The following is a 25,112-nucleotide window of genomic DNA, read 5'->3' on the forward strand; positions in this document are numbered from 1 at the left end:
TATTTACTCCTAGTTTCACACTAGTTTAAAAAGCTAGTTATTACTTGCCACCAGCTGTTCACTAATATCAAATACGGTATAAGATAAAGTTAATTCTTCAATGTCGCTTGGCAGTGCGGTATCAACATAAAAAAGCAATTTAAATTCAAGTTCTTCCCCTGCTTTTAGAGGTTGCTGATCAAAGCAAAAACAGGCTATTTTATGTAAATACTTTGCCGCTTTACCTGGTGAGACTGATGGTACAGCCTGCATTACTTTATCTAGGTTGCTGTTATTTTTTGCAGTAAACATTACTTCACGCATTGCACCGGGTTTTACCACTACACTGTATTCTTTTGATTTAACTTCAAACGGTGCACCACTTTGTGCGTGAGTAGTAAAGCTAACGCCAACTTCTCGGTTTTGTACTATTTTTGTACTTTGCTCTGCTTGCTCAAGCGAAGGCTTTCCATTAAGCCCTGTTACATCACAAAACACGTCATACAAAGGTACTAAAGCAAAGGCAAAGGCAAACATGCCTATGCAAATAAGTACCAAACGTTTGAGTAGCGGTGCGTGTGTCATTACTTAATTACCGGCGGCGTAGAAAAAGTATGATATGGCGCTGGAGAGTCAACTTCCCACTCAAGGCCTTCTGCCCCTTCCCATACTTTTGCAGGCACTTTATCACCTCCACGCGCGCATTTAATTACCACAGCTACAAACAACAATTGCGATAAACCAAAGGCAAACCCACCAATACTTATGATTGCGTTAAAGTCGGCAAATTGAAGAGCGTAATCGGGAATTCGACGCGGCATACCGGCAAGCCCTACAAAATGCATAGGAAAAAACAGTACGTTCACGCTCACCAGCGATAGCCAAAAATGCCATTTAGCCAATGTGATATTAAACATATTGCCCGTCCACTTGGGCAGCCAGTAATAGGCCCCCGCCATTATCGAAAATACAGCCCCTGTTACTAATACATAATGAAAATGCGCCACTACAAAATAAGTATCGTGGTACTGAAAGTCAGCAGGTGTAATTGCCAGCATCAACCCCGAAAAGCCACCTAAGGTAAACAGCACAATAAACGCAATACTAAAAAGCATTGGCACTTCAAAAGTTATTGAGCCTTTCCACATTGTGGCAACCCAATTAAATACTTTTACTCCTGTAGGTACCGATATAAGCATGGTCGCGTACATAAAAAACAACTCGCCAGCGACCGGCATCCCAGTAGTAAACATATGATGAGCCCATACAATAAAGCTCAATAGTGCTATGGAGGATGTGGCGTATACCATTGAGGCATAGCCAAAAAGTTTTTTACGAGAAAAGGTAGGTACTATTGTAGATATAATGCCAAAGGCAGGAAGAATCATTATGTATACTTCAGGGTGACCAAAAAACCAAAAGATGTGCTGAAACATCACCGGATCGCCACCGCCTGCAGCATCAAAAAAGCTGGTCGCAAAATACTTATCGGTAAGTACCATAGTGACAGCCCCTGCAAGTACTGGCATTACCGCTATTAATAAAAAGGCAGTAATTAACCACGTCCATACAAATAAGGGCAACTTCATCCATGTCATGCCGGGGGCACGTAGGTTCACTATGGTTACAATCACATTGATTGCGCCCATTATTGAGCTAATCCCCATAATATGTACGGCAAATACAAACAATGCAGTATTATCATTACTGTATGTTGTGGACAATGGTGCATAAAAAGTCCAGCCAAATGCAGGGCCCCCACCAGGCATAAATAACGATGCCAATAGGATTAAAAACGCAAACGGTAAAATCCAAAAGCTCCAGTTATTCATTCTTGGCAATGCCATATCTGGCGCGCCAATCATGAGTGGTATCATCCAGTTAGCAAGGCCTGTAAAGGCGGGCATAACCGCACCAAACACCATAATTAAACCATGCACTGTGGTCATTTGATTAAAAAAGTGAGGGTCGACCAACTGTAAGCCTGGTTGAAATAATTCAGCCCTGATCACCATAGCCATTGCGCCACCAATTAAGAACATGGTCAGCGAAAAAATTAAATATAAACTACCTATATCTTTATGATTAGTTGTGTAAAGCCAGCGTTTAAAACCTTTAGCTGGGTGATGAGCATGATGAGCTTCATTGGCGTTAGGTTGTTCTACTATGCTACTCATTAGTTCGCCTCCACTTTGGCATCAAGTGCTGTCTGTATTTGACTCGGTTGAATAACATCACCCGTATCATTACCCCACGCATTACGTTTATAAGTAATAACCGCAGCTAATTGCTTTATAGATAACTGCTTGGCAAAAGCTTGCATTGCCGTACCGGGTCGTCCATGGATAACTACATCAATGTGATCTTTTATATCGCCAAGCACTATCGGACTGCCTTTAAGTGCAGGAAATACACCCGGTAACCCCATGCCCGTAGGCTGATGGCACGCTGCACAATTAGCCATATATACTTGTTCGCCTAAAGTCATTAACTCTTCTTTTGGGAGGGTTTTATCAAGTAATGCGGCATCTGCCAGCGCAGCTTTCTGCTTCGCCTGCTTTGCATCTGCAAGCCATGTTTTAAAATCAGCCTCAGATTTAACGACCACCACAACGGGCATAAAGCCATGGTCTTTACCACACAACTCAGCACATTGGCCTCGGTAAGTACCTTCTTCGTTTATGTTCGTCCATGTTTCGTTTATAAAGCCGGGGTTCGCATCTTTTTTAACTGCAAAATCAGGTACCCACCAAGAGTGAATAACATCATCAGAAGTCATTAAAAATCGTACTTTTTGATTTATTGGCAGTACAAGAGGCTTATCAACCTCAAGTAAGTAGTTAGGGTTTTTATCTGCAAGATTCGCGATTTCATCTTGCGGGGTAGATAAAATAGAGTAGAACTCTACATCTTCGCCCATATATTCATAATGCCATTTCCATTGCGAACCCGTAATTTTAATAGTGAGATCAGCTTTACTGGCATCTTCCATTGCAATAAGGGTTTTAGTGGCTGGTACTGCCATAGCAATTAAAATAACAAACGGAATTGCAGTCCAAAGTATTTCTACTTTAGTGCTTTCGTGAAATTGGGCAGGTACAGCCCCTTTAGATTTACGGTGATGAATAAGTGCCCAAAACATAATTGCGAACACTATCACCCCAATCACACAACATATTATAAATATGGTCATGTGCAGCTGATATACATTATTGCTTATATCGGTTACGCCTTTGCGCATATTGTATTGGCTGTTCGCCAAAACTGAGTGCGAAAAAACACATAATATAAGCCACAAGGTAGAGGTCAGTTTACCCATGTGACGGCTCCTTTGATGCTATTGCGAATGCAAAGCGAAGAGGCATACGGCTTAAACGCCAATTCGTTATTTTTATTTTTTTAGCCAATCTTATTTAATATTGATTGGTTTTGCTGCGCCAACAACGAGTTTGTGTATATTGTGTGTTCTCAAAACTAAAAAGCTGTGAGTTATTATTAGCTCAGCACATTAATAATTAGCTAAAAAACGAACAACAAGCAAGTTTTAGTATAAAAAACAATCAGGTGATATTGAGTAATTAATAAAAAATCAGTAATCAACTAATCAACAGGAAGTTCGAAATATGAGCAAAACAAAGGGGTTTAACGCATTCGGAGGGGGAAAATATAAGTGCAAAAAAATTTACAGCTAAAATAATTAGTTGGCTGTTTACGTCCTATTTTTAGTGCTAATGTTAAAACAAAAATGCGTGCTAAAAAGCACGCATTTATAAAAATAAATTAAAAACTACATCCAATCAGCGTTACGAATAACTCCAACGGCTAAACCTTCTATATTAAAAGATTCATTTTCTAGATCAACTTCAATTGGCGAAAAGTCGTCATTCTCAGCATGCAATAATACTTTTCGGCCTGCTTTTTCAAACCGCTTTACGGTAACATCATCATCAACACGAGCAACTACAACTTGTCCATTTTCTGCAACTTGAGTTTTATGCACAGCTAACAAATCACCATCCATAATACCTATATCTTTCATGCTCATACCGTTAACGCGCAATAAAAAATCCGCAGCCGGTTTAAACATTAATGGATCAATTTTACAATGACTCTCAACGTGCTCTTGCGCCAAAATAGGCTCTCCCGCTGCGACTCGCCCGATAAGAGGTAAACCTAACTGTTCAGGCTCTTCTTCCTCAACAAGTTGAATACCTCGGCTTGCACCTGGTTTCATCTTAATAGCACCTTTTTTAGCAAGCGCTTTTAAATGCTCTTCAGCAGCATTGGCACTTTTAAAGCCTAATGTTTGTGCAATTTCAGCACGTGTAGGAGGCATACCAGTGTCTTTAATAAAAACTTTAACTAATTCGAGAATTTGAGCTTGGCGCTTCGTTAATGGTCGCATACAACTGGTTTTCCATACAGTACATTTAACTGTGAGTATATACAGTTAAATAAAAATCGCAAATTTAAATTAAGCCTTAAAATAGCTAAAGTAATTTCACTTGTGTACATTTCAAAGATATAACTAAAGCTAAGTTTATAAATGATTAAAAATGCAAAGGAGACATTATGAGTATTTGGTACCAGCCCATCACTTTAGAGTTGTGCAAGCAGTTAGAGAAAGGCGTTAACGGCCAAGGTACACTAATGAAAACCATGGGAATTGAAATTACCGAAATTGGTGATGATTACCTCGTAGCAACTATGCCTGCCATACCAGCGCATCATAATCCAATGGGCATGGTGCATGGAGGAGCCAACGTAGTGCTTGCCGAAACAGTAGCAAGTTATGCAGCTAACTTCGTAGTCGACTTCACTCAGTTTTATTGTGTCGGACAAGAAATTAGCGCCAGTCACTTAAAAGCATCTCGTAATGGTACTTTAACAGCCACCGCAAAAGCGTTTCATATTGGTAAGCGTAGTTCAGTCTGGGAAATAAAAATTACTAATAGTCGAAACGAGCTTTGCTGCGTATCAAGAATGACCGCAGCCGTAGTAGAGCGAAGATAATTACTTACTGTTACTTTTCGATTGGGTAAATTGTAATTTCCATACCCGCACCAATAGCAGATATACGTAATAATGTATCTGCATCTAAAGCTTGGTTAAAACACTTAGGCGATGTGCCTGATTCAAAACCAATATCAAACGTTCTACGTGAACAGCTTAACCATTGCTTTAGCGCGTTGCGCGAACACGATTCAATAAGCTCACATATATGGTTTATTGCTTTGTCAGGCGTGTTTACTACACCTGTTGCTTCAATGCGGGCTAATTGACGGTATTCGTCTTTGTCATAATGTAAAATCGTCGCGACTTTTTTCAAGTCTGCCACTAGCAAACTAATATCTTGCTTTGATTCAAGCTCAAGATCTACATTTAAAAATTGAATTTCCGACATTGTTTAGTATTTATCCTCTAATGATTACACCGCAAACTTTAACGCAGTTTTACTTTTATACCAAATCAACTATGTAATATAAGCTGTTTTATATGGTAAATAGATAGTTTTACGCATTCATAGTCCATTATTTAATATTTATCATTTTTAAGTACAAACAATACTTTTTTATAAACTCCATGGCCTGTTGACCTTTGAGGATTAAAATTAAGTGAATTATTGTTTAAAAAAGTATAAAAAATAACCTTGACTTTCATATGCCACCGGTGGCATTTTAAGTGTGCGGGTTAAATACACTGCTTAAAGAGGTGTATTTAAATAAAGCCAAACACACCTCACTCATATTTACGCTTACTTATAACACAAAAAATAAGTGCAAAATCTGAACTGAGTGGCATTACCTAAATTCAGCAGGAACACACAATGAAAACGTCAAAAAGATTCACTCTCAGGCCACTTAATTACATTATTAGTGCATTATTAATTAGCACGACAGCTCAAATCAGTGCTGAAGAAGCCGAACAAACAAATATAAAAAAGAAAAGTGAAATTGAGTTAATCGAAGTTACAGGCTTCAGATCATCACTTAATAAATCGCTGGCTACCAAAAGGTTTGAAGTAAATACCACGGAATCAATTGCAGCCGAAGACATTGGTAAATTTCCAGATTTAAATATCGCAGAGTCACTACAGCGAATCCCTGGTGTCGCAATTTCGCGAGAAGGAGGAGAAGGACGTCAAATTACTCTACGTGGTTTAGGCCCATCTTTTACCCGCTCAACCCTTAATGGTATGGAAGTTCCTGCTAGTACAGATGGGACTGATTCGGGTGGTGGTGTAAATGGCGGCAGAGCATTTGACTTCAACGTTTTTGCATCAGAGCTATTCAATCGCGTTGATATTCAAAAATCACCAACAGCTGCAACCGAAGAAGGAGGTATTGCAGGTACTGTCGATATGTATTCAGCAAAACCTTTTGATTCCCCCGGTCTTCATGTAGCTGCGTCGGCACAGGCAGGCTATAACGATTTAACAGAAGAGACAGACCCTAGAATGGTATTTATGATCAGTAATACATTTGCTGACGATACCTTTGGGGCTTTATTCTCTGTCGCTAAATCAGAGCGCACAGTTCGCCAAGAAGGTTTTGGTACTGTTCGCTGGACAACCCCCGTCAAAGACGGCGGCGGTGTCTATGCTGACACATCAAATACTGACGTTATTGGCACAGCTGATGTGGGAAATTGTGAATTTGAAGGTGAGCAAGTTGATGATGTAAATTGCCTATGGACTCCTCGACTTCCCCGCCCTGATTTTTTTGGTAATGAACAAGATAGATTAGGTTTTACAGGCTCATTACAGTATGCGCCTAACGATGACTTAGTAATTACCTTCGATACCTTGCATTCTACCCTCGACAACAGTCGTACGATGTATAATTTCTTCGAAATGTTCAGAAATACATTTAGCGAGATCACTCCAGACTCTATTACAGTTGCCGAAAATGGAAAACAAATTCAGGCAGGTACATTTAGTGGAGTAAAGTCCCGTGCAGAAAGCCGTCAACAGGTATCTAAAACAAAATTTAAACAGTATGTGTTATCTGGTAAATACCACCTATCTGACTACTTAAAATTAGATGCAATGATCGGCACCGCTGAGTCAAATGCTCGCTCTGAGCAATATCGTTATAATATGACAAGCAATACACCTCATACCGTCTCAATTGATTTTGGAAATAGCGCAAATACTGCAGTGATGGATTATGGCTATGATAATTTAGATGCAAGTTCATTTAATTTAACAGACGGTCGACTTCGTGCTACGGATGTACTCAGAAAAAATGATACTGCCAAATTAGATTTAACTTACGAAACAGACTTTATGAGCATCAAAGGTGGGGTTGCTTATAACGATAGAACAGTAAACTATGATGAATCGCAAATTAATGGATTTCCGGATCAAGAGTCAGCCGTCGGCTTTTCACAATTAATGCCTTTCGATGATTATGGTTCAGGCTATGATGGTACGTTGCCGCAATTTATTGTGGCCGATTTTGATGCAATTGAATCACAACTACTCAATAAAGAGTGGACGGCGCGAAGTGCACAAAGCTGGGAAGTTGAAGAGGAAACCATCGCTGCTTATATTCAATCAGATTTTGAATATGAAATATCTGATATGCTCCTACGAACAAATGTAGGCTTACGTTATGTAAAAACAGAAACAACATCAACGGGCTTTATTCAAAGCGATCCTGTTGAAATTGAAAATAGTTACGATAATGTTTTACCTGTTTTAAATTTAGCACTGGATGCAACGCAAGATGTTGTTGTACGTTTAGGGTTATCCAAAACCATGACTCGTCCAAGCCTTGGCTCACTAAACCCAGGTAACCCATCATTCTCCTATTTAAATGGAACAGTCAGTGCGGGTAATCCATTTTTAGACCCATTCACCTCAACAAATACTGATTTAGGTATCGAATGGTATTTTGATGAAGAGTCGCTACTTGCTTTAACTGGTTTTTATAAAGATATAGGTACTTTCATCACCAGCTCAACTGAGGAAAAATTAGTTGACCCTGCATACTTACCTTTCATTGATAACGATCCGCAATACGATCCATCAAGTGCACTTGACCCAAGAACAACACCCTACACCCATTACGTACCTGTAAATGGCAAGGGAACTGTTGTTAAAGGTATTGAGCTAATATATCAACAGCCATTTAGCTTTTTACCGGGGTTATTAAAAAATACCGGTATTGTTTCTAACTACACTCACGTATCCGCAGGAGAAATAACGGGGCTTTCTAAAAATTCATATAATTTCACACTTTATTACGAAGAAGAAAATTATGGCGCTCGCGTTTCAATGAATAAACGCGATAACTACATTACTGATTATACTGGCAGTAATGGTAATGCTGAAGAAGCAACAACAGGTCCAGCACATTATGACCTTTCTGCTTTTTATAACCTCAATGACAATGTAACCGTAACATTTGAAGCTATTAACTTAACCGATGAATACGAGCGCTTGTATACCACTGGTGACGGAACACTTAATTTACCACGAGAGTATAACCATACTGGTAGGCAATTCTTTTTAGGTATTCGCTATAGTATGTAAGTAAATATCTTAACCAAAGCTCAGGTTAAATAGCTTATACAAAGCTGATAGTTTCCCCGCACTATCAGCTTTTTTACAAAAATAAAAAGAGCAAGTACCAGTAACCATTTCAAGCTAAATTCTAAGTCTTCTTTATCTTTTTTAATCAACAGCTTAAACTAGCCATTCCTGTAGTTCACATATGTGATGGATATGACTCGATTTATTCTGGCCTTATTGGCTTGTTTTTTGTGTGTTTCGGTATCGGCGGAGCAGTTCACCCGTTTTTCTACTGCAAAAAAACACCTTATTAAAACCCTACCTGACAACGCTAAAAGCATCTACTGCGGCTGCGACATTAAAAAAGAAGGTAAAAAACTCGTTCCAGATCCCGCAAACTGTGGTTACGTTCCGAGAAATACGCTTACACGCTCAGGTAAGATAAACGTGCGAGCACTACGCATTGAGTGGGAACACATTGTTCCGGCGTGGGAATTTGGTCATCAACTACAATGTTGGCAAGATGGCGGGCGAAAAAATTGTAGAAAAGTAAGTGCTAAATTTAGAAAAATGGAAGCCGATATAAACAACTTAGCGCCAGCTATTGGCGAAATTAATGCCGATCGCTCCAATTATCGATTTGGCATGCTTAGCGAAAACGCCACACAGTATGGTCGCTGCGAAGTAAAAGTAAACTTTAAACAACGTGTAGTTGAACCGCCTGTTTATGCGCGAAAACGTATAGCCGACACCTATGCTTATATGCAAAGAACCTACGGTTTAAAGATATCAGATAAGCAACAAAAGCTCTTTAATGCATGGCAAAAACAAACGTTTGCAGCGCAAAGTGATACTAAAAAGCTATAATTTAATTGGTTGCGCACTATTGAGTAAACCTTATAGTGCGCGATTAAGTTAGTAGGCTAAATAATTATCTAAAATATGCCCACTTTTAAACGGTATTATAAGTCTTGATGCGGGCCAAATATTTCGTAATGAATATGCTCACTTTTAACACCGAGCCCAAGTAATTGGTTTTTTATAAATGCCATGAACCCCGCAGGGCCACACAAGTAAAAGTCGCCATTACTCAATGGTAGCTGTGCTTGTACTGCGTTTAAGCTCATCAACCCTGTAAAATCAGCGCCCTCTGTCGCTTGATTAAACCACGTTATTGTTTGCAAGTGGTTATTCTGCGCTGTTAGATCATTTAAATATTTTGAAAACGAGTGCTGCTGAGTATTTTCGCAGGCATGTAAATACATAATCTCTTGATTAGAATTATCACTTAATAACGTTTCAAGCATAGCCAGCATTGGTGTTTGCCCAACACCTGCTGAAATGAGAACCACTGGACTTGTGTTATTGCGTAAAAAGAAGTCTCCTGCCGGCGGGTATAACTCAACAATAGTGCCTTGCTCTAATGAGTGTAAATAATTAGACACCATGCCAGGCTTTGGCTGTAGCTCTTTTTTAACACTAATACGGTAGTTTTTAGCGTTACTTTTTTGTGAAATAGAATACTGGCGAATTTCTTCATATTTGGCGCCCTCTGGCTTAACTTTAATACCTAAATACTGCCCTGGTTTATGTGTAATAACAGCTTCGCCATCAACTGGCGTAAGTGTAAAACTCGTTACGAGTGCTGATTCAGCCTGTTTGTTGGTTATTTTAAATTGGCGAGTTCCCGCCCAACCACCGTGTTTATGTTTACTGTGCTCATACAAAGCAGCTTCTTCGGTTATACAAATATCAGCAAGTACGCCGTAAGCTTCGCGCCAAGCGTATTCAACATCGGGAGTAAATTGCTCAGGAATAAGCTCTTTTAATGTACCAATTAAATGCGCACCTACAATAGGGTAATGCTCAGGTAAAATATTCAAGCTTGTATGCTTATGATTAATACGTGTTAGCGCTTCTTTTAATACGGCTAAATTATCAATATTTTGTGCATACGCAGCCAATGCATTAAAAAGTGCAAATTGCTGACGACCTGTATCTTGATTCGCCATATTAAAAATATTTTTAAGCTCAGGATTATGGCTAAATAAACGCTTATAAAAATGATCGGTAACAACCGTACCCGCCTGCGCTAATAACGGAACTGTGCTTTTTACAATCTCAATGGTTTTATCAGATAACATATGTGTTTTCCTATGGGTAAACTAACCACGGCGCCCATCAACACGACGCCGCGTTAATATAGGTGTGCAGTGAATTAAAAATAATGAAAAAGCCACTAGCCACAGCAAAGCACTTATTTGCCAAGCAAGGTGAGGCCCAATAATAAAAGGGAGTAATGAACGAGTAATAGCGGCCACAAGCAAAAACGCAAAAGCAACAGCCATGTAATGAGGAATAGCGAGTGTACGCCCTGTATGACCATGCGATACACGCGTCATCATTGCTAAAATCATCATACCTATTGTGCCAATAGTGATTAAGTGCAGCGCATCTTTAAATTGTATTGCACTGCTATAAAAGCTTATTGCCACCAGCATCAAACCAACACCTAGAGCAAGGTACGAAAAATGCAAAGACCATAACAACGGCACTCTCAATACCTTGCTATCCCACCAACAACCAGCCCTGACCAGATGAAGCACTGCAACCGTTGCAACAACTAACGCAGGATTAATCGTGTTCAAAAACAACTTGTTGATAAAAAATAAAGTGATAGCCACAATAGATAAATACATCACCGCTTTATCTATTTTAGGAGTGCGAACTTGCTCGGTTAAACCCAGACCTTTAGCGGTAAAAAATGGTAAAACGCGACCCGCAACAATGCCTACTAGTAAAGTAATAACCAGTACTGCGGTATCAACCACACCAAGTGCAAGTTGCATGTTTTTCTGTAAAATGAGTATTAAATACAATACATTGAGCCCACAAAGCACCGCTAAAATAGCTAAAAATGGATAGTTACTTTTGCTATTGGCTTTTAATAACATATTAGCCAACGCGGCTATGGCGCCTAACCACCAAATAACTTGTAATGTAAGTGCAGCATATAAATTAAAATGAGCAATATCAGGCAGTACTACAAAAAAGGCTAAGCGCGCTGCAAGCCATATAAACGTAAGCCACATAAGGGCTTTGCCACTTATGCTCGGTACGCCTGTCCATGTTTGTGCAGCGGTAAGTAAAAAGCCAACAGCTACAACTCCTGCAAAGCCAAACAGCATTTCGTGAGCGTGCCATAATGTCGCAAGTATCGATAAGTGCCAACTTGCATGGCCTGTTAAAATAAGTAGCCAATACCCAACTGACAAAAATGCCAATAAGCCACCGCCTAAAAAGAAAGGTCTAAAAGCGAGCATCCATAACGGCCATTGAGATACTTGATGAATAGCAACGCGTGCTGGCATTGGCTCAGTTAAGTTTATAGGGCGCATTATCGTACCTCCTGCCCTAAACCATGTTGTGCAACACAGCGCAGTACGTAACTTACTTTTAAAATAGCAGCAATAACAATAGTGCCAATATGAGCTGATACTTGCACCGCCATGGAAAAGTACTCTGCAAACGGGTAGCTAATTAAAATACTTGCCGTAATACACACTAAACTCACAGCCAATGCAGTATTGGCAGCAAATAATACGGTTTTGTACAGTGAACTAAACTGTGTTTGATTATTTAAATTATTCAGCATTAGTGTGTTCATGGCGATCTCTGTAACTAACTACGTTACTTAGCTATTACACATACTGTGCCAACAAATTTAATTAATTAAATTCAACAAGTTAAATTAAATCACTTTACAGTGTGAGTCTTTATGACCTACTATAAATTAACTCATAAAAACACAAATAGGTCATTTTGACGTGAACCAGCAATTCAACCTTACACAAGTTGCTCTAGAGCTTGCTCAAAGTACACTGCACGAGCATAGTTTTGATCAATTACTAGCAACGGTTGAGCGGGTGATTCCTAGTGATGCAAGTGCGTTATTAGTGCTTCAGGGCGAGCAATTAAAACCACTGGCAATTAAAGGATTAATGCCCGACAGTTTAGGCAGACGATTTAAAATAGCAGAGCACCCTCGCCTAGAAGCTATTTGCAAAAGCACACTCGCGCTTCAATTTGCGCACGACTGCCCACTACCCGATCCATACGACGGATTACTATTAGCTAAAACCGGCGACATACCAGTACATGCATGTTTAGGTTTACCTCTTTATGATAAAAACGCGCTACTTGGCGTACTTACGTTTGATAGCCTTAACGCCAATGCATTTAACAGCATAAGCGCTGATACACTCAATACCTTACAAACGCTGTGTAGCGCGCACTTTAAAACGGCCTTAGAACTTGCCCATTACAAACAGCATGCACAGCACTCAAGTGCATTAGTACAAGAACTAAATCGTGAAGCATTAACACGTGACGGCGGTGAAATTATTGGTCAAAGCCCGCTAATGCAAACACTTAAAAACGAAATTAAACTCGTTGCAGCATCTAACTTTAGCGTGCTTATATTAGGTGAAACAGGGGTAGGGAAAGAACTTGTTGCACGTAATATTCACTTAAATTCAGCTCGCAAAGATCAACCGCTTATTCACTTAAATTGTGCATCGCTTCCCGAAAACCTTGCTGAAAGTGAATTTTTTGGTCATGCGAAAGGGGCTTTTACAGGCGCACTAAATTCGCGCCAAGGTAAATTTCAATTAGCTGATGGCGGCACGTTATTTTTAGATGAAATTGGCGAACTACCCCTTGCCATGCAAAGTAAACTATTACGAGTGCTACAAAGTGGCGAAATACAAACGGTGGGTGAAGACACGCCAAAATACGTAGATGTACGCGTAGTTGCTGCCACTAACAGAAATTTAAAAGAAGAAGTAGCTCAAGGTCGCTTTAGAGCCGATTTATACCATCGCCTCAGTGTCTACCCTATTACTGTGCCACCACTTAGTAAACGCGAGCACGACATAACACTCTTAGCTGGTTATTTTATCGAGCAAACAGCCCGTAAATTAGGGATAAAACAATTAAAACTAAGCCCTGAAGCGCAAGTATTGCTTAATCAGTACAACTGGCCAGGTAACGTGCGCGAGCTTGAACATGTCATTAGCCGCAGCGCCCTTAAAGCAAAACAAAGCCAATGGCAAAATCCAATAATAACCATTACAAGCGAGCACTGTGATTTAACCCCGAGTGCGCTGCAACCCCCTATAGCAGCGAGCCAAAGTACAACCAACACCTTAATCAACCAACCTTTAAAGCAAGCTGTAGAATCGTTGCAATACAACGTAATTACTGAGCAATTAAAGAAGCATAACTACAACTGGTCAGCAGCAGCAAGAGTACTTGAATTAGATAGAGCTAACTTAGTACGCTTGGCTAAACGCCTAGGGATAGAAGTAAAAAAAACACTATAATCATTTAAAACGCTGCTAAAACTATTGATTAGCAGCTAACTCACTAAAGTGTGTTTTTAACAACCCAGCAAAAGCTTGTACTTTAGCAGTACGATGCACTAAGTGATGCGTGACTAACCATACATCGGTAGGCCAGCTTAACTCACTGTGTAATATAGGCACTAAATCAGGATATTGCGCCGCTACGTCATGCTGCAATCCGCCAATGCCTAGCCCTTTAATTATTGCACGAGTCGCTTCTGCGGTTTCAGATACTCGCAGCTTTATTTGCGATGCGGGAATATGTTCATCAGCCCACGCAAAATAAGGCACGCGGGCATTAAAACCTGCCACACCCGATACAAAATTATGCTGTTGTAAATCACTTAATAATTTAGGCATGCCGTATTTATTAATATAACGTTTATTAGCGTATAAGCCCGATGAAAGCTGGGCCAAATGTTGAGCAATATAATCGCCTTCATCAGGCCTTGGGCCTGCACGCACAGCAATATGTGCTTGCCCGTGATCGAGCCTTAGCCTTTTTTGTTCTAAAATAACTTCTAACTGCACCTGCGGGTGTAACGCTTGAAACTGCTCACACACATCGCCAAGTATATCCATAAAACCGCTTACCGTAGTTAACAACAAACTCCCTCTAAGTGTACTGTCTGCCGAAGCAATATCGTTATGAAGCTGCTCTAACGAACTATGAATAGTCTGCGCCGTTGCAAATAACTTAGTGCCAATTTCAGTTACTTTGTAGCCACGCGCATGGCGATGAAAAAGCCGTGTATTCAAGTTTTTTTCAAGATTATTAATTCGTCTAAGCACTGTGCTGTGGTGTACATTAAGCTCTTCTGCTGCCGCTGTTAACGTGCCTAAACGTGCTACTTCAAAAGCAACTTTAACGTCTTGCCAATCTTCAAACTTTATCGCCATGCTGCCTACCTTTTACTTATGTGCATATACGCACATAAGTGTTGCGTTTATTGGGGTTTTCTACAAGCAAAATTTTGCTACATTAGCCATGAAACTTAAAACATTAAAAGGCCACTACCATGTCAGCACCAAAAATTATCGCTCTAGCAGGAAGCCTTCGCCAAGAAAGCTTTAATCAAAAAATTATTAATGAAGCAGCACGTTTTGCTCTACAAACAGGTGCTGAAGTAGAAGTAATAAAGCTAAACGAATTAAACATCCCACTATTTAACGAAGACATAGAAGCGCAAGGCACACCAAGCGATGTACAGCTTTTAAAAGACAAGCTACGTACAGCCGACGGTATTTTACTAGCAAGCCCAGAGTACAACGGCTCTATTACCGCAGCACTAAAAAACGCCATTGATTGGGCATCGCGCACAGAACAAGGTGCTGTTCCTGCTTTTCGTAATAAAGTGGTCGCTTTGTTTGCAGCATCGCCAGGTGGGCTTGGTGGATTACGAGGTTTAAATCATGTGCGTGATATATTAAGCGGCATTGGTTCATTAGTGCTTGCCGATCAGCTTGCTGTACCCGCTGTACACTCTTTGTTTGATGAAAATGGGCAAATAAATGAACCTGTAACAGCTGAAAAAGTATCAGCCCTTGCTCATCAATTAGTAAGCGTTGCAAGTAAGTTAAAATAACTTGCACGCCCGCTTACTTACTTTGTCGCCGCTATTTTTGCGGCGATAAAATCGGTATGCGTTACATATAAAAGCCCTGCGACTTTACGTATTACGTAGTCTTCTTGGGGATCTATTTCCCCATCGGCATACGCTAAGCGCCATAATAGTTCTATTATTTCTATTCGCTGTACCGCGCTGCAATGCTCATTAATCTGTTTTGAAAACTGAAAGTAATCTATCGCACCATCCAAACTACTCGCCGCATTAGTAGTGAGCTCATCAACTTCGATATCTGTTAAATTAAAGTACTTTTTTAAGGTTACAGTCAGGGTTTGTTGTTCATCATGTTCAAGCTTGGTGTCGGCACGCATTACTTCAATAAGCAATGCAGCCACAGCTGTTTTTAAATCGTGTGGCTCTATACTTGGCTCTTGATCATCGAATACTGCAAAAAGCTGTTTTATTTGTTTGAACATCACGTTATCCCTTTTTGGGTGTTAGACTGAATATAAAGAAATCGAACTTGTATAAGTAATTAATGGGTATAAAGTTCGCAAATTAAAGGATACATTTTTATGAAAGGATTAAACTCCCCACGCTTCACTATAGGTGCGATACTGGTGGCCCTTTCGAGCGCAAATACAGCCTTTGCTGAAAAAGCCGAAACAGAAAAACTCTACGACTTTGACAACAAAGTGCATTACTACCAAACAAAAATTGGCGAAGACAATTATAAAATAAAAATTAAGTCTGACGATTACAAACACTTTTTCAACCAAAGCGTATTTTTATTACGCCATGCTGAGCGCTTATGTCGTGGCAACACCTTTATGTTGAAAGTGCTTGAAGGCGTGCAAGAATATGAACGTTTTCCAACTAAGCCACGCGCCTATCAACCAGATTTAAGTGTTTTACTACAATGCGAAACTAAAGAAGATACAAGCAAGGGCAAGTAACCTTAGTCTTTATAACCCCAAGGTGCTGATGGTGGAGTAATCGGCTGAGTTAAATCAAAATCCACCTTAAACTCACGTCCTTGGCGAATTAATCGATAAGTAAATACTTCCGGGTAAATATACATTTGCCATGTATTACCTACAGACTGTGCAATGCCTTGTTTTACAAATAACTCTTTAGAGTACTGGTCTGCTGGAAACGACTGCATTTGTGCAAACCCTGCATCAAGCGTATGGCCACCATACATAGTTGATGCGTCGTCGCTGCCATCTTTATGACGATGATCGTGCTTTAAACTCAAGCCACTTCCCGTTTTTGTTATGATCCATGTACGTGATGCATCATCACCCACGTGAAACGGTACTTGTAGCTCAGTGTCGGTACATTTACGAACATGCATAACCAGTTTTTTATTCTCAAATGAACTTGGCCCTTTTGCATTATCTACACTTACTTTACCCTCAAACGCTTTACCACAATGCGCGGCAATACTATTAAAAAAGGCATCCTGATTAGGAATAGACACCAAAGGTGCAGGGCGTGCAAAGGCTGTTGATGTGGCAAGTATTAGAGTTGCTGCCGTTAATAATTTCATAGCAAGTTCCAAAAAATATTTAATGAAGTAGATTAACGGTTTCTCATTGATAAAGGAAATTTAATAGATTAAAGGTGTATAACACAGCTAACGTTGAATGCCTTCATACGAGTTAAACCTGAACTTATGATTTAACAAATAGCTATAGTCGTGTCAAAACACCTCTCAATAGTGCTAAAGCGATTGCACCCAAAATTGACACATGGGGGGAAAAATCTTATGATTAAAATTCGAGCAAAAAGGATATCACTATTAATTTAATGGATAAAAACAATGATTAAATTTTTTTTTACTATAGTTATCATGTTGGCACTACTCCCTCATAAGCTAATGGCGAATGATGCGAGGGTATTTTATTTCAACTCAGCTAATGGCGATGAAATTAAAGCAATTGCAAAAAGGGATGCCTCAGGGATTATGCAATATACTTTCACTGTTCCTGAAAATACTAACCCTTATAACGCTTTTTACGATTTTGTATTTTCAACTATGAATCAGGAAAATTACGAATACTTTGAGCTTAGGCCATGTTTTGATTGTCACGAAAACTACTCATTTGAAGAAAATGCTAATACAGAAAATAGCAAATTACTTTCACGTAATGAGCCTGTTGTAGAACGTAGAACAATAAAAAGCAAGCGAGACTTGGCCAATACCCTTTTGGAAAGTATTGCAAATAATTTAGGCACTAGAAGTGTTAATGCTGTTTTTGATGCTGCCACACAGAATCAAACAAGTGAATCAAGTCAATTTCAAGTGATCACTGTCGGTAGCGACAGAAAGCCCGTTGGTCTATGTCTAATAACTCAATCATCATGTGACACCATGAACGACGTATCCGCAATGTCTCTAGGAGGCAGTCAATTTGGTTTTGAAATTAGTAAAGTTTCTGAAATGGATCGCTGGGAAAGAGTCAGAGAAATTGAAGCTGCAATCGAACGATATGCCAGAAGTAAGCGATACCAATGCAAAGTTGTTGTTACCAATAGCGGTAACGGTGATGTAAGACAAATAGTTTGTTTTCCATCATACTAGCGTAATGAAACGCGGCCTTAACCGCGTTTCGGTGACACCAATAAAATCTAAGCAACTTAATAAACGCTCTTTTACGTCTTTACGAATACCAACACTAATTGGCCAGACTTATCGCTTGTTAGTGTTTGGTTTTTAGGCAAGGCAGAGCCTATGTAGTGTGGTTATTCCCCATAAATAGGCGATAACGCAGCATAAATACCAATTGATTTAGGGGAGTTTAGTTGCATCTCTATTCTTTATTGTTTTTATTAACAATCCGAAAGTAACAGAAGTATTATTTCTCCACAAATAAAACGAAATTAACGGCTGCTATCAATAAGCTTTTCAAACAAAGCGGCTTTTACAACCACTAAGACTAAAGGATAACAACCTGCCATTAACACTATTTCCCGCTATAAACAGTGATAAAACTCCTTGAAATAAAAACCAAGACATTGATTTGTAATAACTTTAAATCATTTTGTGTAGTTTTATAATTTTTAACGTAAAGCTGATTGTCAGATTAACTGTATTAAAAACAACCATGCACGACCTTTTGCCTATACATAGCAGCCCAAAAGCTGATCTACCCTGCATGTTCAATATTCATTTGCTTTAACAAAAGCCGTATTTATTTGATTAAGCAACAATGTTGCAGGAGAACGCATGCAAACTACACCACCCGGTGATGCACCATCAAACACGCACAAGAATGCTCAAAGCTACGAGCAGCTTCACAAACCGAGTTCAGAGTTTAATACTCGCGACGAGTATCTCGAACATGAATTACAGATTATGCAGCCTAAACGCTGGCGTCCTAATTTACCGTTTAGAGATTACCGATTTGAATTTGAAGACACCATTCCAGCAATGGCGGGCACTATTGGTAAAGTCGTTATGGTGGGGGCTATTGCGGCAACATTTGCAGCACCTCTTGGTTTAAGCGATGCGTTTGTTTTAGAAAATGTGCGCTACGAATTACTCATTGTTTCTATTTTTATCATCTTATTCTCAGGCTTTATTTTACCAACAGCCAACTTAGCTGGTACTCACGGCCCGCTTATTCCGTTAATTCCTATTGTTGTTGCAGCTGGCGGCCACCCTATGGCGTTTGGCTTACTCATTGGTGCCTTTGGCTTTATTTTGGCCATAACCAAGGGAGGAAGTATGCTCGCGCGCCTAACCAGTAAAGGTGTATGTGGCGGGCTGCTCATTTATTTAGGCTTTATTGGTACTATTTCGCAGGTTAAAAAGCTGTTTGCCTGGGCTGAGGCCATTGATATGGCGCATATTGCGTTTATTGTTATTTTAGCCACCATTTTATTGTATGCGCTATTAGAGCACTTTAAAAAGCGCTGGTTAGCTGTGCCGTTAAGCTGCCTTATTGGTGGCGTGGTTGCCTTTGCTTTAGGTGCACCGTTTGAGTTTCATACTGCTCCGGGTTTACCAAATATGAACCCAGCTTATTGGTGGGGTGAAAACACGGGCTGGATGCTTGGCCTGCCAACACTTGAAAGCTTTGTGGTTGTACTCCCATTTGCAGTGCTCGCCGTTGCTATGTGGTCACCAGATTTTTTAGGTCATCAAGTATTTCAAAAAATAAGCTATCCGCAACGTACTGAAAAAGTACAAATGAATATCGACGACACCATGCTGAGCGCATCGGTTAGACAAACATTTGGCTCACTTGCCGGTGGTGCTAACTTTACCTCATCGTGGGGAACCTACATTGTACCTGCTGCTATTGCTAAACGCCCTATTCCGGCTGGCGCTATTTTAACTGCATTATTTTGTATTATTGCTGGTTTATGGGGTTACCCTATGGATTTAGCCATTTGGCAACCTGTGCTTTGTGTTGCGCTTATTGTAGGAGTGTTTATTCCGCTACTTGAAGCTGGCATGGAAATGACGCGCGAAGGCAAAACAACGCAATCAGCCGCTATTGTGGTGTTTGCCTCAACCTTGGTTAATCCGGCTTTTGGTTGGTCGCTTACTATGTTACTTGATAATCTAGGGCTTATTGGCTGTAAAGAACGTAGCGCTGAGCTAACTAAAATGAGCCGCTGGGTGATTCCACTTATTATGTTTGTGCTACTTACCACTGTAATGGCAATTGTAGGCATGTTACCTGGTATACCTGCGTTAATGGCTGACTTTAGACATTAAGCCTTAGGTACTGAACCTAATATTTACCCACAAAAAAGCACGGCAATTGCCGTGCTTTTCAATACGTGATTTTACTATACAGATTAAACAATTACTGCCAAGGGCGCTCAGCTGCTAGTTGTTTTTCAAACGCATCAATCTGTGGGTTTAGTGTTTCGGTTACACCAATAAAATCTAAGCCACTTAATAAGCGCTCTTTTACGTCTTTACGAATATCAAAACTAATTGGCGCAAACTTACTACTTGTTAGTGTTTGATTTTCAAGGTCGATTTCAATGTTAATATCGTCGTGCTGCTCGCTAAGTACAAACAATTGCTCAAGCGTGTCGGCAGGTAACGCTATGGCTAACATTTGGTTGTTACCACAGTTATTAAAGAAAATATCTGCAAAGCTTTCAGCTAAAATAACTTCAAAACCATATTGCTTAAGTGCCCATGGCGCGTGCTCGCGAGATGAGCCACAACCAAAGTTGTCGCGCGTTAATAATATTTGCGCGCCTTGGTAGCATGGGCGATTTAAAATAAAGTCAGGGTTTGGCTCACCGTTATCTAGGTAACGCCAATCATAAAACAAGGCAGCATCAAAACCTTCGCGGCTAGTTGATGTTAAAAACTGCTTAGGAATAATTTGGTCAGTATCTACATTGTTTTTATCAAGTGGAGCCATTAAGCCACTAAAAAATACGCTCATTATGCTTCTCCTCTAATATCAACAAAGTGACCATGTATTGCAGCGGCTGCAGCCATTGCAGGGCTAACTAAATGGGTACGCCCGCCACGACCTTGGCGACCTTCAAAGTTACGGTTAGAAGTAGATGCACAACGCTTACCTGCTTCTAGGCGGTCATCGTTCATCGCTAAACACATAGAACAACCTGGTTCGCGCCATTCAAAGCCTGCGGCTTTAAAAATATCGGCTAAGCCTTCGTCTTCTGCTTGTTTTTTAACTAAGCCAGAGCCCGGTACAATTAACGCCTCTATGCCGGCTACAACTTGCTTGCCTTCAACAATTTTTGCCGCAGCACGTAAATCTTCAATGCGGCTATTAGTACATGAGCCAATAAAGACTGTATCTACTTTTGCGCTTGATAATTTATCGCCCGCTTTTAAGTCCATGTATTTAAGTGCGCTGCGAATAGCATCGGCTTTAATTAAATCTGGCTCTTTATCTGGATCGGGTATGCACTCATCAACACCAATTACTTGCTCTGGGCTTGTGCCCCAGGTAATTTGTGGTTGAATGTCGTCAGCATTTAGCTCAACAACTAAATCAAAGTGTGCGCCTTCATCCGTTTTTAAGGTTTCCCAATATTCAACGGCTGCATCAAAATCTGCGCCTTTAGGTGCAAACGGACGACCTTTTAAATAATCATAAGTAATTTGGTCAGATGCAATTAAACCTGCTTTTGCACCCATTTCTATGCTCATATTACATAGCGTCATACGGGCTTCCATTGAAAGCGCTTCAATGCCTGCACCACAAAATTCAGCTACATAACCTGTGCCACCAGCGGTACCTAACTTGCCAATTACCGCCATAATTAAATCTTTAGCCGTAACTGTTGGACGCAATACACCGTTAATTTGAATTTTTAACGATTTCGCCTTTTTTTGCTGTAGCGTTTGCGTTGCTAATACGTGCTCAACCTCAGACGTACCAATACCATGCGCTAATGCGCCAAACGCACCATGCGTAGAAGTATGGCTATCGCCACATACAATGGTTGTGCCTGGCAAAGTAATACCTTGCTCTGGGCCCATTACGTGCACAATGCCTTGGTTAATTGAGTTTAAATCGTAAAGTACAATACCAAACTCTTTACAGTTTTTATCAAGCGCCATTAATTGGTTTTTAGATACTTCGCTTGCGGCATCAAGTGATCGGCTCTTAGTCGATACGTTATGATCCATGGTTGCAAAGGTTTTTTCTGGGCAACGTACAGTACGGTTTTTTTCACGTAGACCTGCAAAGGCCTGCGGAGAAGTAACTTCATGCACTAAATGGCGGTCAATATAAAGTAAGTCGGTTTGCTCATTTATGCTGGCAACGGTGTGTGCTTGCCAAATTTTTTCGTATAACGTTTGGGCCACTTGCTAATTCCCTAATCTGTTTGAATTGCAGCATAACGGTGCTGCAACTTTAATATGTTATTAAATGCGTGAAACGATGGCTGCTGCCACATCGCTTGTGCTGTAACCTGCATTTGGATATATATCTGGTGTGCCAACGCCTGCTTCTACGGCTTCTGCTACTGCTTTTTCAATGGTGCGTGCAGCTTCGTCTTGCCCTAGCGAGTAACGTAGCATTAATGCGGCACTTAAAATTTGTGCTATTGGGTTTGCAACGCCTTTACCTGCAATATCTGGTGCTGAACCGCCTGCTGGCTCGTACAATCCAAAACCCGATTGATTCAAGCTTGCCGATGGTAATAAGCCCATTGAGCCTGTGATCATGGCGCACTCATCTGACAAAATATCGCCAAATAAGTTATCGCAAAGTAATACATCAAATTGGCTAGGCTGCTTAACTAACTGCATAGCGGCGTTATCTACGTAAATGTAATCTAAGCTTACTTCTGGGTAGTCTTTGCTTACTTCGGTTACTACTTCGCGCCATAATACGCTTGATGCTAATACATTGGCTTTATCAACAGAGGTAACATGGTTACTACGTAGTTTTGCAGCTTCAAAAGCAAAGCGTGCAATACGTTCAATTTCTTTTCGTGAGTATGTTTGCGTATCAAATGCAAACTCTTCTGCGCCTTCACCACTGCGGCCTTTTTCACCAAAGTAAATGCCGCCAGTTAGTTCGCGCACACATAAAATATCAAACCCTTTTTCGCTGATATCAGCGCGAAGTGGCGACGCTGCACTTAATGCAGGTAATAACTGTGCAGGGCGTAAATTACAAAACAAACCAAAGTGCTTACGAAGCGGCAATAACGATGCGCGCTCAGGCTGCTCGTTTGGTGGTAAGTTTTCCCATTTAGGACCGCCTACCGAACCAAATAAAATAGCGTCTGAGTTTTCACACGCAGTAAGTGTACTCTCTGGTAATGCTTTACCAAATTCGTCAATGGCTGCGCCGCCAATTGCATAATGCTCGCGGTTTAGGGTAAAACCAAACTTATTGCTCACAGCATCAAGTACTTGCTCTGCTGCTGCCATTACTTCTGGACCAATACCGTCGCCAGCTAATACCGCAACGCTGTAGTTTGTTTTACTCATCCTGCTTTCCTTTGTTGTTTTAAATCAGACACTTTTTGTGCACGATAAATTAAGTTATAAACACGGATCATGGCGCGTACCGACGCTTCAACCACATCCGCTGCAATGCCCGCACCGTGGTAAGGTCGGCCATCGTATTTAGCTATAATATTTACTTGGCCTAATGAGCTTGCACCTTGACCTGTCGCTTCTAAGTTATATTCAATCATTTCAACGCTCATACCAGTTAAGCGTTCAATGGCTGCAAACGAGGCTTCTACTGGACCATTACCTGTCGCGGCTTCTTGTTTAGCTTCGCCATCAATGCGCATTCCAATCGTAGAACTTGCTACCGATTGTGAGTTAGAGGCTGAGTTAACAAATTCTAATTGGTATTTTTCGTCTTTGTCGTTAATTTGATTAAAGTAAATCATCGCCTCAAGGTCGTAATCGTATACGGTGCCTTTTTGGTCAGCCAATTCAATAAAGCTTTTGTATAAGCCATCCATATCGTAATCAGATTTTTGATAGCCTAACTCTTCTAGGCGATGCTCAATAACATGACGACCCGAACGCGAAGTCATATTTAATTGGTTACTTGGCACACCAACGCTTTCTGGCGACATAATCTCATAAGTATTTTGCGCTTTTAATACACCGTCTTGGTGAATTCCTGAACTATGTGCAAAGGCGTTTTCGCCAACAATCGCTTTATTTGGTTGTACTGGCATATTACAAATTTTAGCCACTTGACGAGATGCGCGGTAAATTTCTTCACTTTTAATATCTGTGTATACTTTTAAGTGGTCTTTGCGCATTTTCATGATCATCGCCACTTCTTCAAGCGAGCAGTTACCAGCACGCTCACCAATGCCATTAATAGTACACTCAATTTGGCGTGCACCCGCTTGTACAGCGGCTACAGAGTTTGCTACAGCTAAACCTAAATCGTTGTGGCAATGCACACTTAAGCGCGCTTTATCAATATTTGGCACGTTATTCATTAAATGGCGGATCATCGCGGCGTATTCGTCTGGCGTTACAAAACCAACGGTATCTGGCAAGTTAATCGTTGAAGCTCCGGCGTTAATTGCCTGCTCAACAATTTTACATAAATCCCAATGCGGCGTACGACCGGCATCTTCACACGAAAACTCAACATCATCAGTATACTTACGTGCCAATTTAATTGATTTAACAGCCATTGCCGTTGCATCGTCTAAGCTCATACGTAATTTATGTTCAAGGTGCAAAGGGCTTGTAGCAATAAAAGTATGAATACGGCTTTGCTGAGCTGTGCGAAGTGCTTCGCCACAGGCTTCAATGTCTTTGGCAACAGAGCGTGCTAAACCACAAATAATCGGACCTTTTACCTCGGTTGCAATACGTTGCACCGAGCGAAAATCAGCAGGGCTCGAAACCGGAAAACCCACTTCCATCACATCCACATTCAAGCGGCTAATTGTATGCGCTAATTGAATTTTATCATCTTCAGTAAGGCTTGCTTTAAGTGCCTGTTCGCCATCACGTAAGGTGGTATCAAAAATCCATACTTTATCTTGCTCTTGCATAACTGCCCCTCATTCCTATGTTACCCAAATTTCAATTAATCCCAGCCGCGAGATAAAAAAAACCCCGCAATTGCGGGGTTTTTAGTGTTCAACTCGATGCAAACACACTAATCCCCGCTCACTGACCATAGC

General features: G+C 40.5%; 23 protein-coding genes. 8 read left to right on the forward strand and 15 right to left on the reverse strand.

Going from position 1 to position 25,112, the window contains the following annotated elements; translation table 11 throughout:
• Nucleotides 1–33: 33 nt before the first annotated feature.
• From LOS73_RS20720 to lexA, 4 genes are all read right to left on the reverse strand, one after another.
• Nucleotides 34–564, reverse strand: a complete 531-nt coding sequence (locus LOS73_RS20720) for a cytochrome c oxidase assembly protein (RefSeq protein WP_007376398.1) — start codon at nucleotides 562–564, stop codon at nucleotides 34–36.
• Nucleotides 564–2,156 (reverse strand): cytochrome c oxidase subunit I, encoded by a 1,593-nt coding sequence (gene ctaD, locus LOS73_RS20725; protein ID WP_002959615.1) that lies wholly within the window; start codon nucleotides 2,154–2,156, stop codon nucleotides 564–566. Before ctaD ends, LOS73_RS20720 begins: the two co-directional genes overlap by 1 nt.
• Complete coding sequence (gene coxB, locus LOS73_RS20730) at nucleotides 2,156–3,298, reverse strand: cytochrome c oxidase subunit II (protein WP_007376397.1); 1,143 nt, start codon at nucleotides 3,296–3,298, stop codon at nucleotides 2,156–2,158. The genes ctaD and coxB overlap by 1 nt, the downstream gene beginning before the upstream one ends.
• Before the next feature lie 468 nt (nucleotides 3,299–3,766).
• Nucleotides 3,767–4,384 carry a transcriptional repressor LexA gene (lexA, locus tag LOS73_RS20735; protein ID WP_007376396.1) on the reverse strand — a complete coding sequence of 206 codons (618 nt, stop codon included), beginning with the start codon at nucleotides 4,382–4,384 and terminating at the stop codon, nucleotides 3,767–3,769.
• 167 nt (nucleotides 4,385–4,551) lie between these two features.
• On the opposite strand from lexA, the gene LOS73_RS20740 reads away from it, so the two are divergent.
• Nucleotides 4,552–4,992, forward strand: a complete 441-nt coding sequence (locus LOS73_RS20740; protein ID WP_149613426.1) for a PaaI family thioesterase — start codon at nucleotides 4,552–4,554, stop codon at nucleotides 4,990–4,992.
• Between the two features lie 10 nt (nucleotides 4,993–5,002).
• On the opposite strand, the gene LOS73_RS20745 is transcribed toward LOS73_RS20740, so the two are convergent.
• Nucleotides 5,003–5,383 carry a hypothetical protein gene (locus LOS73_RS20745; protein WP_008138697.1) on the reverse strand — a complete coding sequence of 127 codons (381 nt, stop codon included), beginning with the start codon at nucleotides 5,381–5,383 and terminating at the stop codon, nucleotides 5,003–5,005.
• A gap of 423 nt (nucleotides 5,384–5,806) precedes the next feature.
• Between LOS73_RS20745 and LOS73_RS20750 the strand changes: the two genes are divergently transcribed.
• The gene (locus tag LOS73_RS20750; RefSeq protein WP_457934247.1) at nucleotides 5,807–8,518 is read left to right on the forward strand and encodes a TonB-dependent receptor; all 2,712 of its coding nucleotides are present in this window, start codon (nucleotides 5,807–5,809) and stop codon (nucleotides 8,516–8,518) included.
• Between the two features lie 192 nt (nucleotides 8,519–8,710).
• Nucleotides 8,711–9,364, forward strand: a complete 654-nt coding sequence (locus LOS73_RS20755; RefSeq protein WP_033030270.1) for an endonuclease — start codon at nucleotides 8,711–8,713, stop codon at nucleotides 9,362–9,364.
• Nucleotides 9,365–9,459: 95 nt separating this feature from the next.
• On the opposite strand, the gene hmpA is transcribed toward LOS73_RS20755, so the two are convergent.
• From hmpA to LOS73_RS20770, 3 genes are read right to left on the reverse strand one after another with little or no spacing between them, the layout of a single operon-like run.
• Complete coding sequence (hmpA, locus tag LOS73_RS20760; protein WP_457934248.1) at nucleotides 9,460–10,641, reverse strand: NO-inducible flavohemoprotein; 1,182 nt, start codon at nucleotides 10,639–10,641, stop codon at nucleotides 9,460–9,462.
• Nucleotides 10,642–10,662: 21 nt separating this feature from the next.
• Nucleotides 10,663–11,895, reverse strand: coding sequence for an NnrS family protein (locus LOS73_RS20765; protein ID WP_457934249.1), 1,233 nt, complete (start codon nucleotides 11,893–11,895; stop codon nucleotides 10,663–10,665).
• Complete coding sequence (locus LOS73_RS20770; RefSeq protein WP_033030275.1) at nucleotides 11,895–12,164, reverse strand: hypothetical protein; 270 nt, start codon at nucleotides 12,162–12,164, stop codon at nucleotides 11,895–11,897. Before LOS73_RS20770 ends, LOS73_RS20765 begins: the two co-directional genes overlap by 1 nt.
• Nucleotides 12,165–12,324: 160 nt before the next feature.
• On the opposite strand from LOS73_RS20770, the gene norR reads away from it, so the two are divergent.
• A complete protein-coding gene (gene norR / locus LOS73_RS20775) occupies nucleotides 12,325–13,881 on the forward strand; it encodes a nitric oxide reductase transcriptional regulator NorR (RefSeq protein WP_457934250.1) in 1,557 nt (518 codons plus the stop codon).
• Between the two features lie 21 nt (nucleotides 13,882–13,902).
• Here norR and LOS73_RS20780 read toward each other — a convergent pair whose 3' ends face one another.
• Nucleotides 13,903–14,802 (reverse strand): LysR family transcriptional regulator, encoded by a 900-nt coding sequence (locus LOS73_RS20780; RefSeq protein WP_033030279.1) that lies wholly within the window; start codon nucleotides 14,800–14,802, stop codon nucleotides 13,903–13,905.
• 119 nt (nucleotides 14,803–14,921) lie between these two features.
• Between LOS73_RS20780 and LOS73_RS20785 the strand changes: the two genes are divergently transcribed.
• A complete protein-coding gene (locus LOS73_RS20785; protein ID WP_007376384.1) occupies nucleotides 14,922–15,488 on the forward strand; it encodes an NADPH-dependent FMN reductase in 567 nt (188 codons plus the stop codon).
• A 17-nt stretch (nucleotides 15,489–15,505) separates the two neighbouring features.
• Here the strand turns inward: LOS73_RS20785 and LOS73_RS20790 are convergent, their stop codons facing one another.
• On the reverse strand, nucleotides 15,506–15,946 hold the full coding sequence (locus LOS73_RS20790; RefSeq protein WP_007376383.1) for a tellurite resistance TerB family protein: 441 nt from the start codon (nucleotides 15,944–15,946) through the stop codon (nucleotides 15,506–15,508).
• Between the two features lie 99 nt (nucleotides 15,947–16,045).
• Between LOS73_RS20790 and LOS73_RS20795 the strand changes: the two genes are divergently transcribed.
• The gene (locus LOS73_RS20795; protein ID WP_007376382.1) at nucleotides 16,046–16,426 is read left to right on the forward strand and encodes a hypothetical protein; all 381 of its coding nucleotides are present in this window, start codon (nucleotides 16,046–16,048) and stop codon (nucleotides 16,424–16,426) included.
• Between the two features lie 2 nt (nucleotides 16,427–16,428).
• Here the strand turns inward: LOS73_RS20795 and LOS73_RS20800 are convergent, their stop codons facing one another.
• On the reverse strand, nucleotides 16,429–17,022 hold the full coding sequence (locus LOS73_RS20800) for a hypothetical protein (RefSeq protein ID WP_457934251.1): 594 nt from the start codon (nucleotides 17,020–17,022) through the stop codon (nucleotides 16,429–16,431).
• A 273-nt stretch (nucleotides 17,023–17,295) separates the two neighbouring features.
• On the opposite strand from LOS73_RS20800, the gene LOS73_RS20805 reads away from it, so the two are divergent.
• Nucleotides 17,296–18,057, forward strand: coding sequence for a hypothetical protein (locus LOS73_RS20805; RefSeq protein WP_033040559.1), 762 nt, complete (start codon nucleotides 17,296–17,298; stop codon nucleotides 18,055–18,057).
• Between the two features lie 645 nt (nucleotides 18,058–18,702).
• On the forward strand, nucleotides 18,703–20,202 hold the full coding sequence (locus LOS73_RS20810) for a DUF3360 family protein (protein WP_033030284.1): 1,500 nt from the start codon (nucleotides 18,703–18,705) through the stop codon (nucleotides 20,200–20,202).
• Between the two features lie 91 nt (nucleotides 20,203–20,293).
• Here the strand turns inward: LOS73_RS20810 and leuD are convergent, their stop codons facing one another.
• The 4 genes from leuD to leuA are packed head-to-tail and all read right to left on the reverse strand — an operon-like array spanning nucleotide 20,294 to nucleotide 24,980.
• A complete protein-coding gene (leuD, locus tag LOS73_RS20815) occupies nucleotides 20,294–20,893 on the reverse strand; it encodes a 3-isopropylmalate dehydratase small subunit (RefSeq protein WP_002961095.1) in 600 nt (199 codons plus the stop codon).
• Nucleotides 20,893–22,293, reverse strand: coding sequence for a 3-isopropylmalate dehydratase large subunit (leuC, locus tag LOS73_RS20820; RefSeq protein WP_170072909.1), 1,401 nt, complete (start codon nucleotides 22,291–22,293; stop codon nucleotides 20,893–20,895). The genes leuD and leuC overlap by 1 nt, the downstream gene beginning before the upstream one ends.
• Before the next feature lie 60 nt (nucleotides 22,294–22,353).
• Complete coding sequence (leuB, locus tag LOS73_RS20825; RefSeq protein ID WP_007582207.1) at nucleotides 22,354–23,430, reverse strand: 3-isopropylmalate dehydrogenase; 1,077 nt, start codon at nucleotides 23,428–23,430, stop codon at nucleotides 22,354–22,356.
• Complete coding sequence (leuA, locus tag LOS73_RS20830) at nucleotides 23,427–24,980, reverse strand: 2-isopropylmalate synthase (protein WP_457934252.1); 1,554 nt, start codon at nucleotides 24,978–24,980, stop codon at nucleotides 23,427–23,429. The genes leuB and leuA overlap by 4 nt, the downstream gene beginning before the upstream one ends.
• Between the last annotated feature and the right edge of the window lie 132 nt (nucleotides 24,981–25,112).

It is taken from the genome of Pseudoalteromonas sp. SCSIO 43210 (assembly GCF_054133285.1).

Excerpts from the sequence above, each read along its gene's own strand:
- coxB (WP_007376397.1), bottom strand. The coding sequence starts at position 3,298 with ATGGGTAAACTGACCTCTACCTTGTGGCTTATATTATGTGTTTTTTCG.
- LOS73_RS20800 (WP_457934251.1), bottom strand. The coding sequence starts at position 17,022 with ATGAAATTATTAACGGCAGCAACTCTAATACTTGCCACATCAACAGCC.
- LOS73_RS20770 (WP_033030275.1), bottom strand. The coding sequence starts at position 12,164 with ATGAACACACTAATGCTGAATAATTTAAATAATCAAACACAGTTTAGT.
- ctaD (WP_002959615.1), bottom strand. The coding sequence starts at position 2,156 with ATGAGTAGCATAGTAGAACAACCTAACGCCAATGAAGCTCATCATGCT.
- leuA (WP_457934252.1), bottom strand. The coding sequence starts at position 24,980 with ATGCAAGAGCAAGATAAAGTATGGATTTTTGATACCACCTTACGTGAT.
- LOS73_RS20805 (WP_033040559.1), top strand. The coding sequence starts at position 17,296 with ATGATTAAATTTTTTTTTACTATAGTTATCATGTTGGCACTACTCCCT.
- LOS73_RS20740 (WP_149613426.1), top strand. The coding sequence starts at position 4,552 with ATGAGTATTTGGTACCAGCCCATCACTTTAGAGTTGTGCAAGCAGTTA.
- LOS73_RS20745 (WP_008138697.1), bottom strand. The coding sequence starts at position 5,383 with ATGTCGGAAATTCAATTTTTAAATGTAGATCTTGAGCTTGAATCAAAG.
- LOS73_RS20755 (WP_033030270.1), top strand. The coding sequence starts at position 8,711 with ATGACTCGATTTATTCTGGCCTTATTGGCTTGTTTTTTGTGTGTTTCG.
- leuB (WP_007582207.1), bottom strand. The coding sequence starts at position 23,430 with ATGAGTAAAACAAACTACAGCGTTGCGGTATTAGCTGGCGACGGTATT.
- LOS73_RS20795 (WP_007376382.1), top strand. The coding sequence starts at position 16,046 with ATGAAAGGATTAAACTCCCCACGCTTCACTATAGGTGCGATACTGGTG.
- LOS73_RS20810 (WP_033030284.1), top strand. The coding sequence starts at position 18,703 with ATGCAAACTACACCACCCGGTGATGCACCATCAAACACGCACAAGAAT.
- LOS73_RS20780 (WP_033030279.1), bottom strand. The coding sequence starts at position 14,802 with ATGGCGATAAAGTTTGAAGATTGGCAAGACGTTAAAGTTGCTTTTGAA.
- LOS73_RS20790 (WP_007376383.1), bottom strand. The coding sequence starts at position 15,946 with ATGTTCAAACAAATAAAACAGCTTTTTGCAGTATTCGATGATCAAGAG.
- LOS73_RS20750 (WP_457934247.1), top strand. The coding sequence starts at position 5,807 with ATGAAAACGTCAAAAAGATTCACTCTCAGGCCACTTAATTACATTATT.
- lexA (WP_007376396.1), bottom strand. The coding sequence starts at position 4,384 with ATGCGACCATTAACGAAGCGCCAAGCTCAAATTCTCGAATTAGTTAAA.
- LOS73_RS20720 (WP_007376398.1), bottom strand. The coding sequence starts at position 564 with ATGACACACGCACCGCTACTCAAACGTTTGGTACTTATTTGCATAGGC.
- leuD (WP_002961095.1), bottom strand. The coding sequence starts at position 20,893 with ATGAGCGTATTTTTTAGTGGCTTAATGGCTCCACTTGATAAAAACAAT.
- LOS73_RS20785 (WP_007376384.1), top strand. The coding sequence starts at position 14,922 with ATGTCAGCACCAAAAATTATCGCTCTAGCAGGAAGCCTTCGCCAAGAA.
- hmpA (WP_457934248.1), bottom strand. The coding sequence starts at position 10,641 with ATGTTATCTGATAAAACCATTGAGATTGTAAAAAGCACAGTTCCGTTA.
- LOS73_RS20765 (WP_457934249.1), bottom strand. The coding sequence starts at position 11,895 with ATGCGCCCTATAAACTTAACTGAGCCAATGCCAGCACGCGTTGCTATT.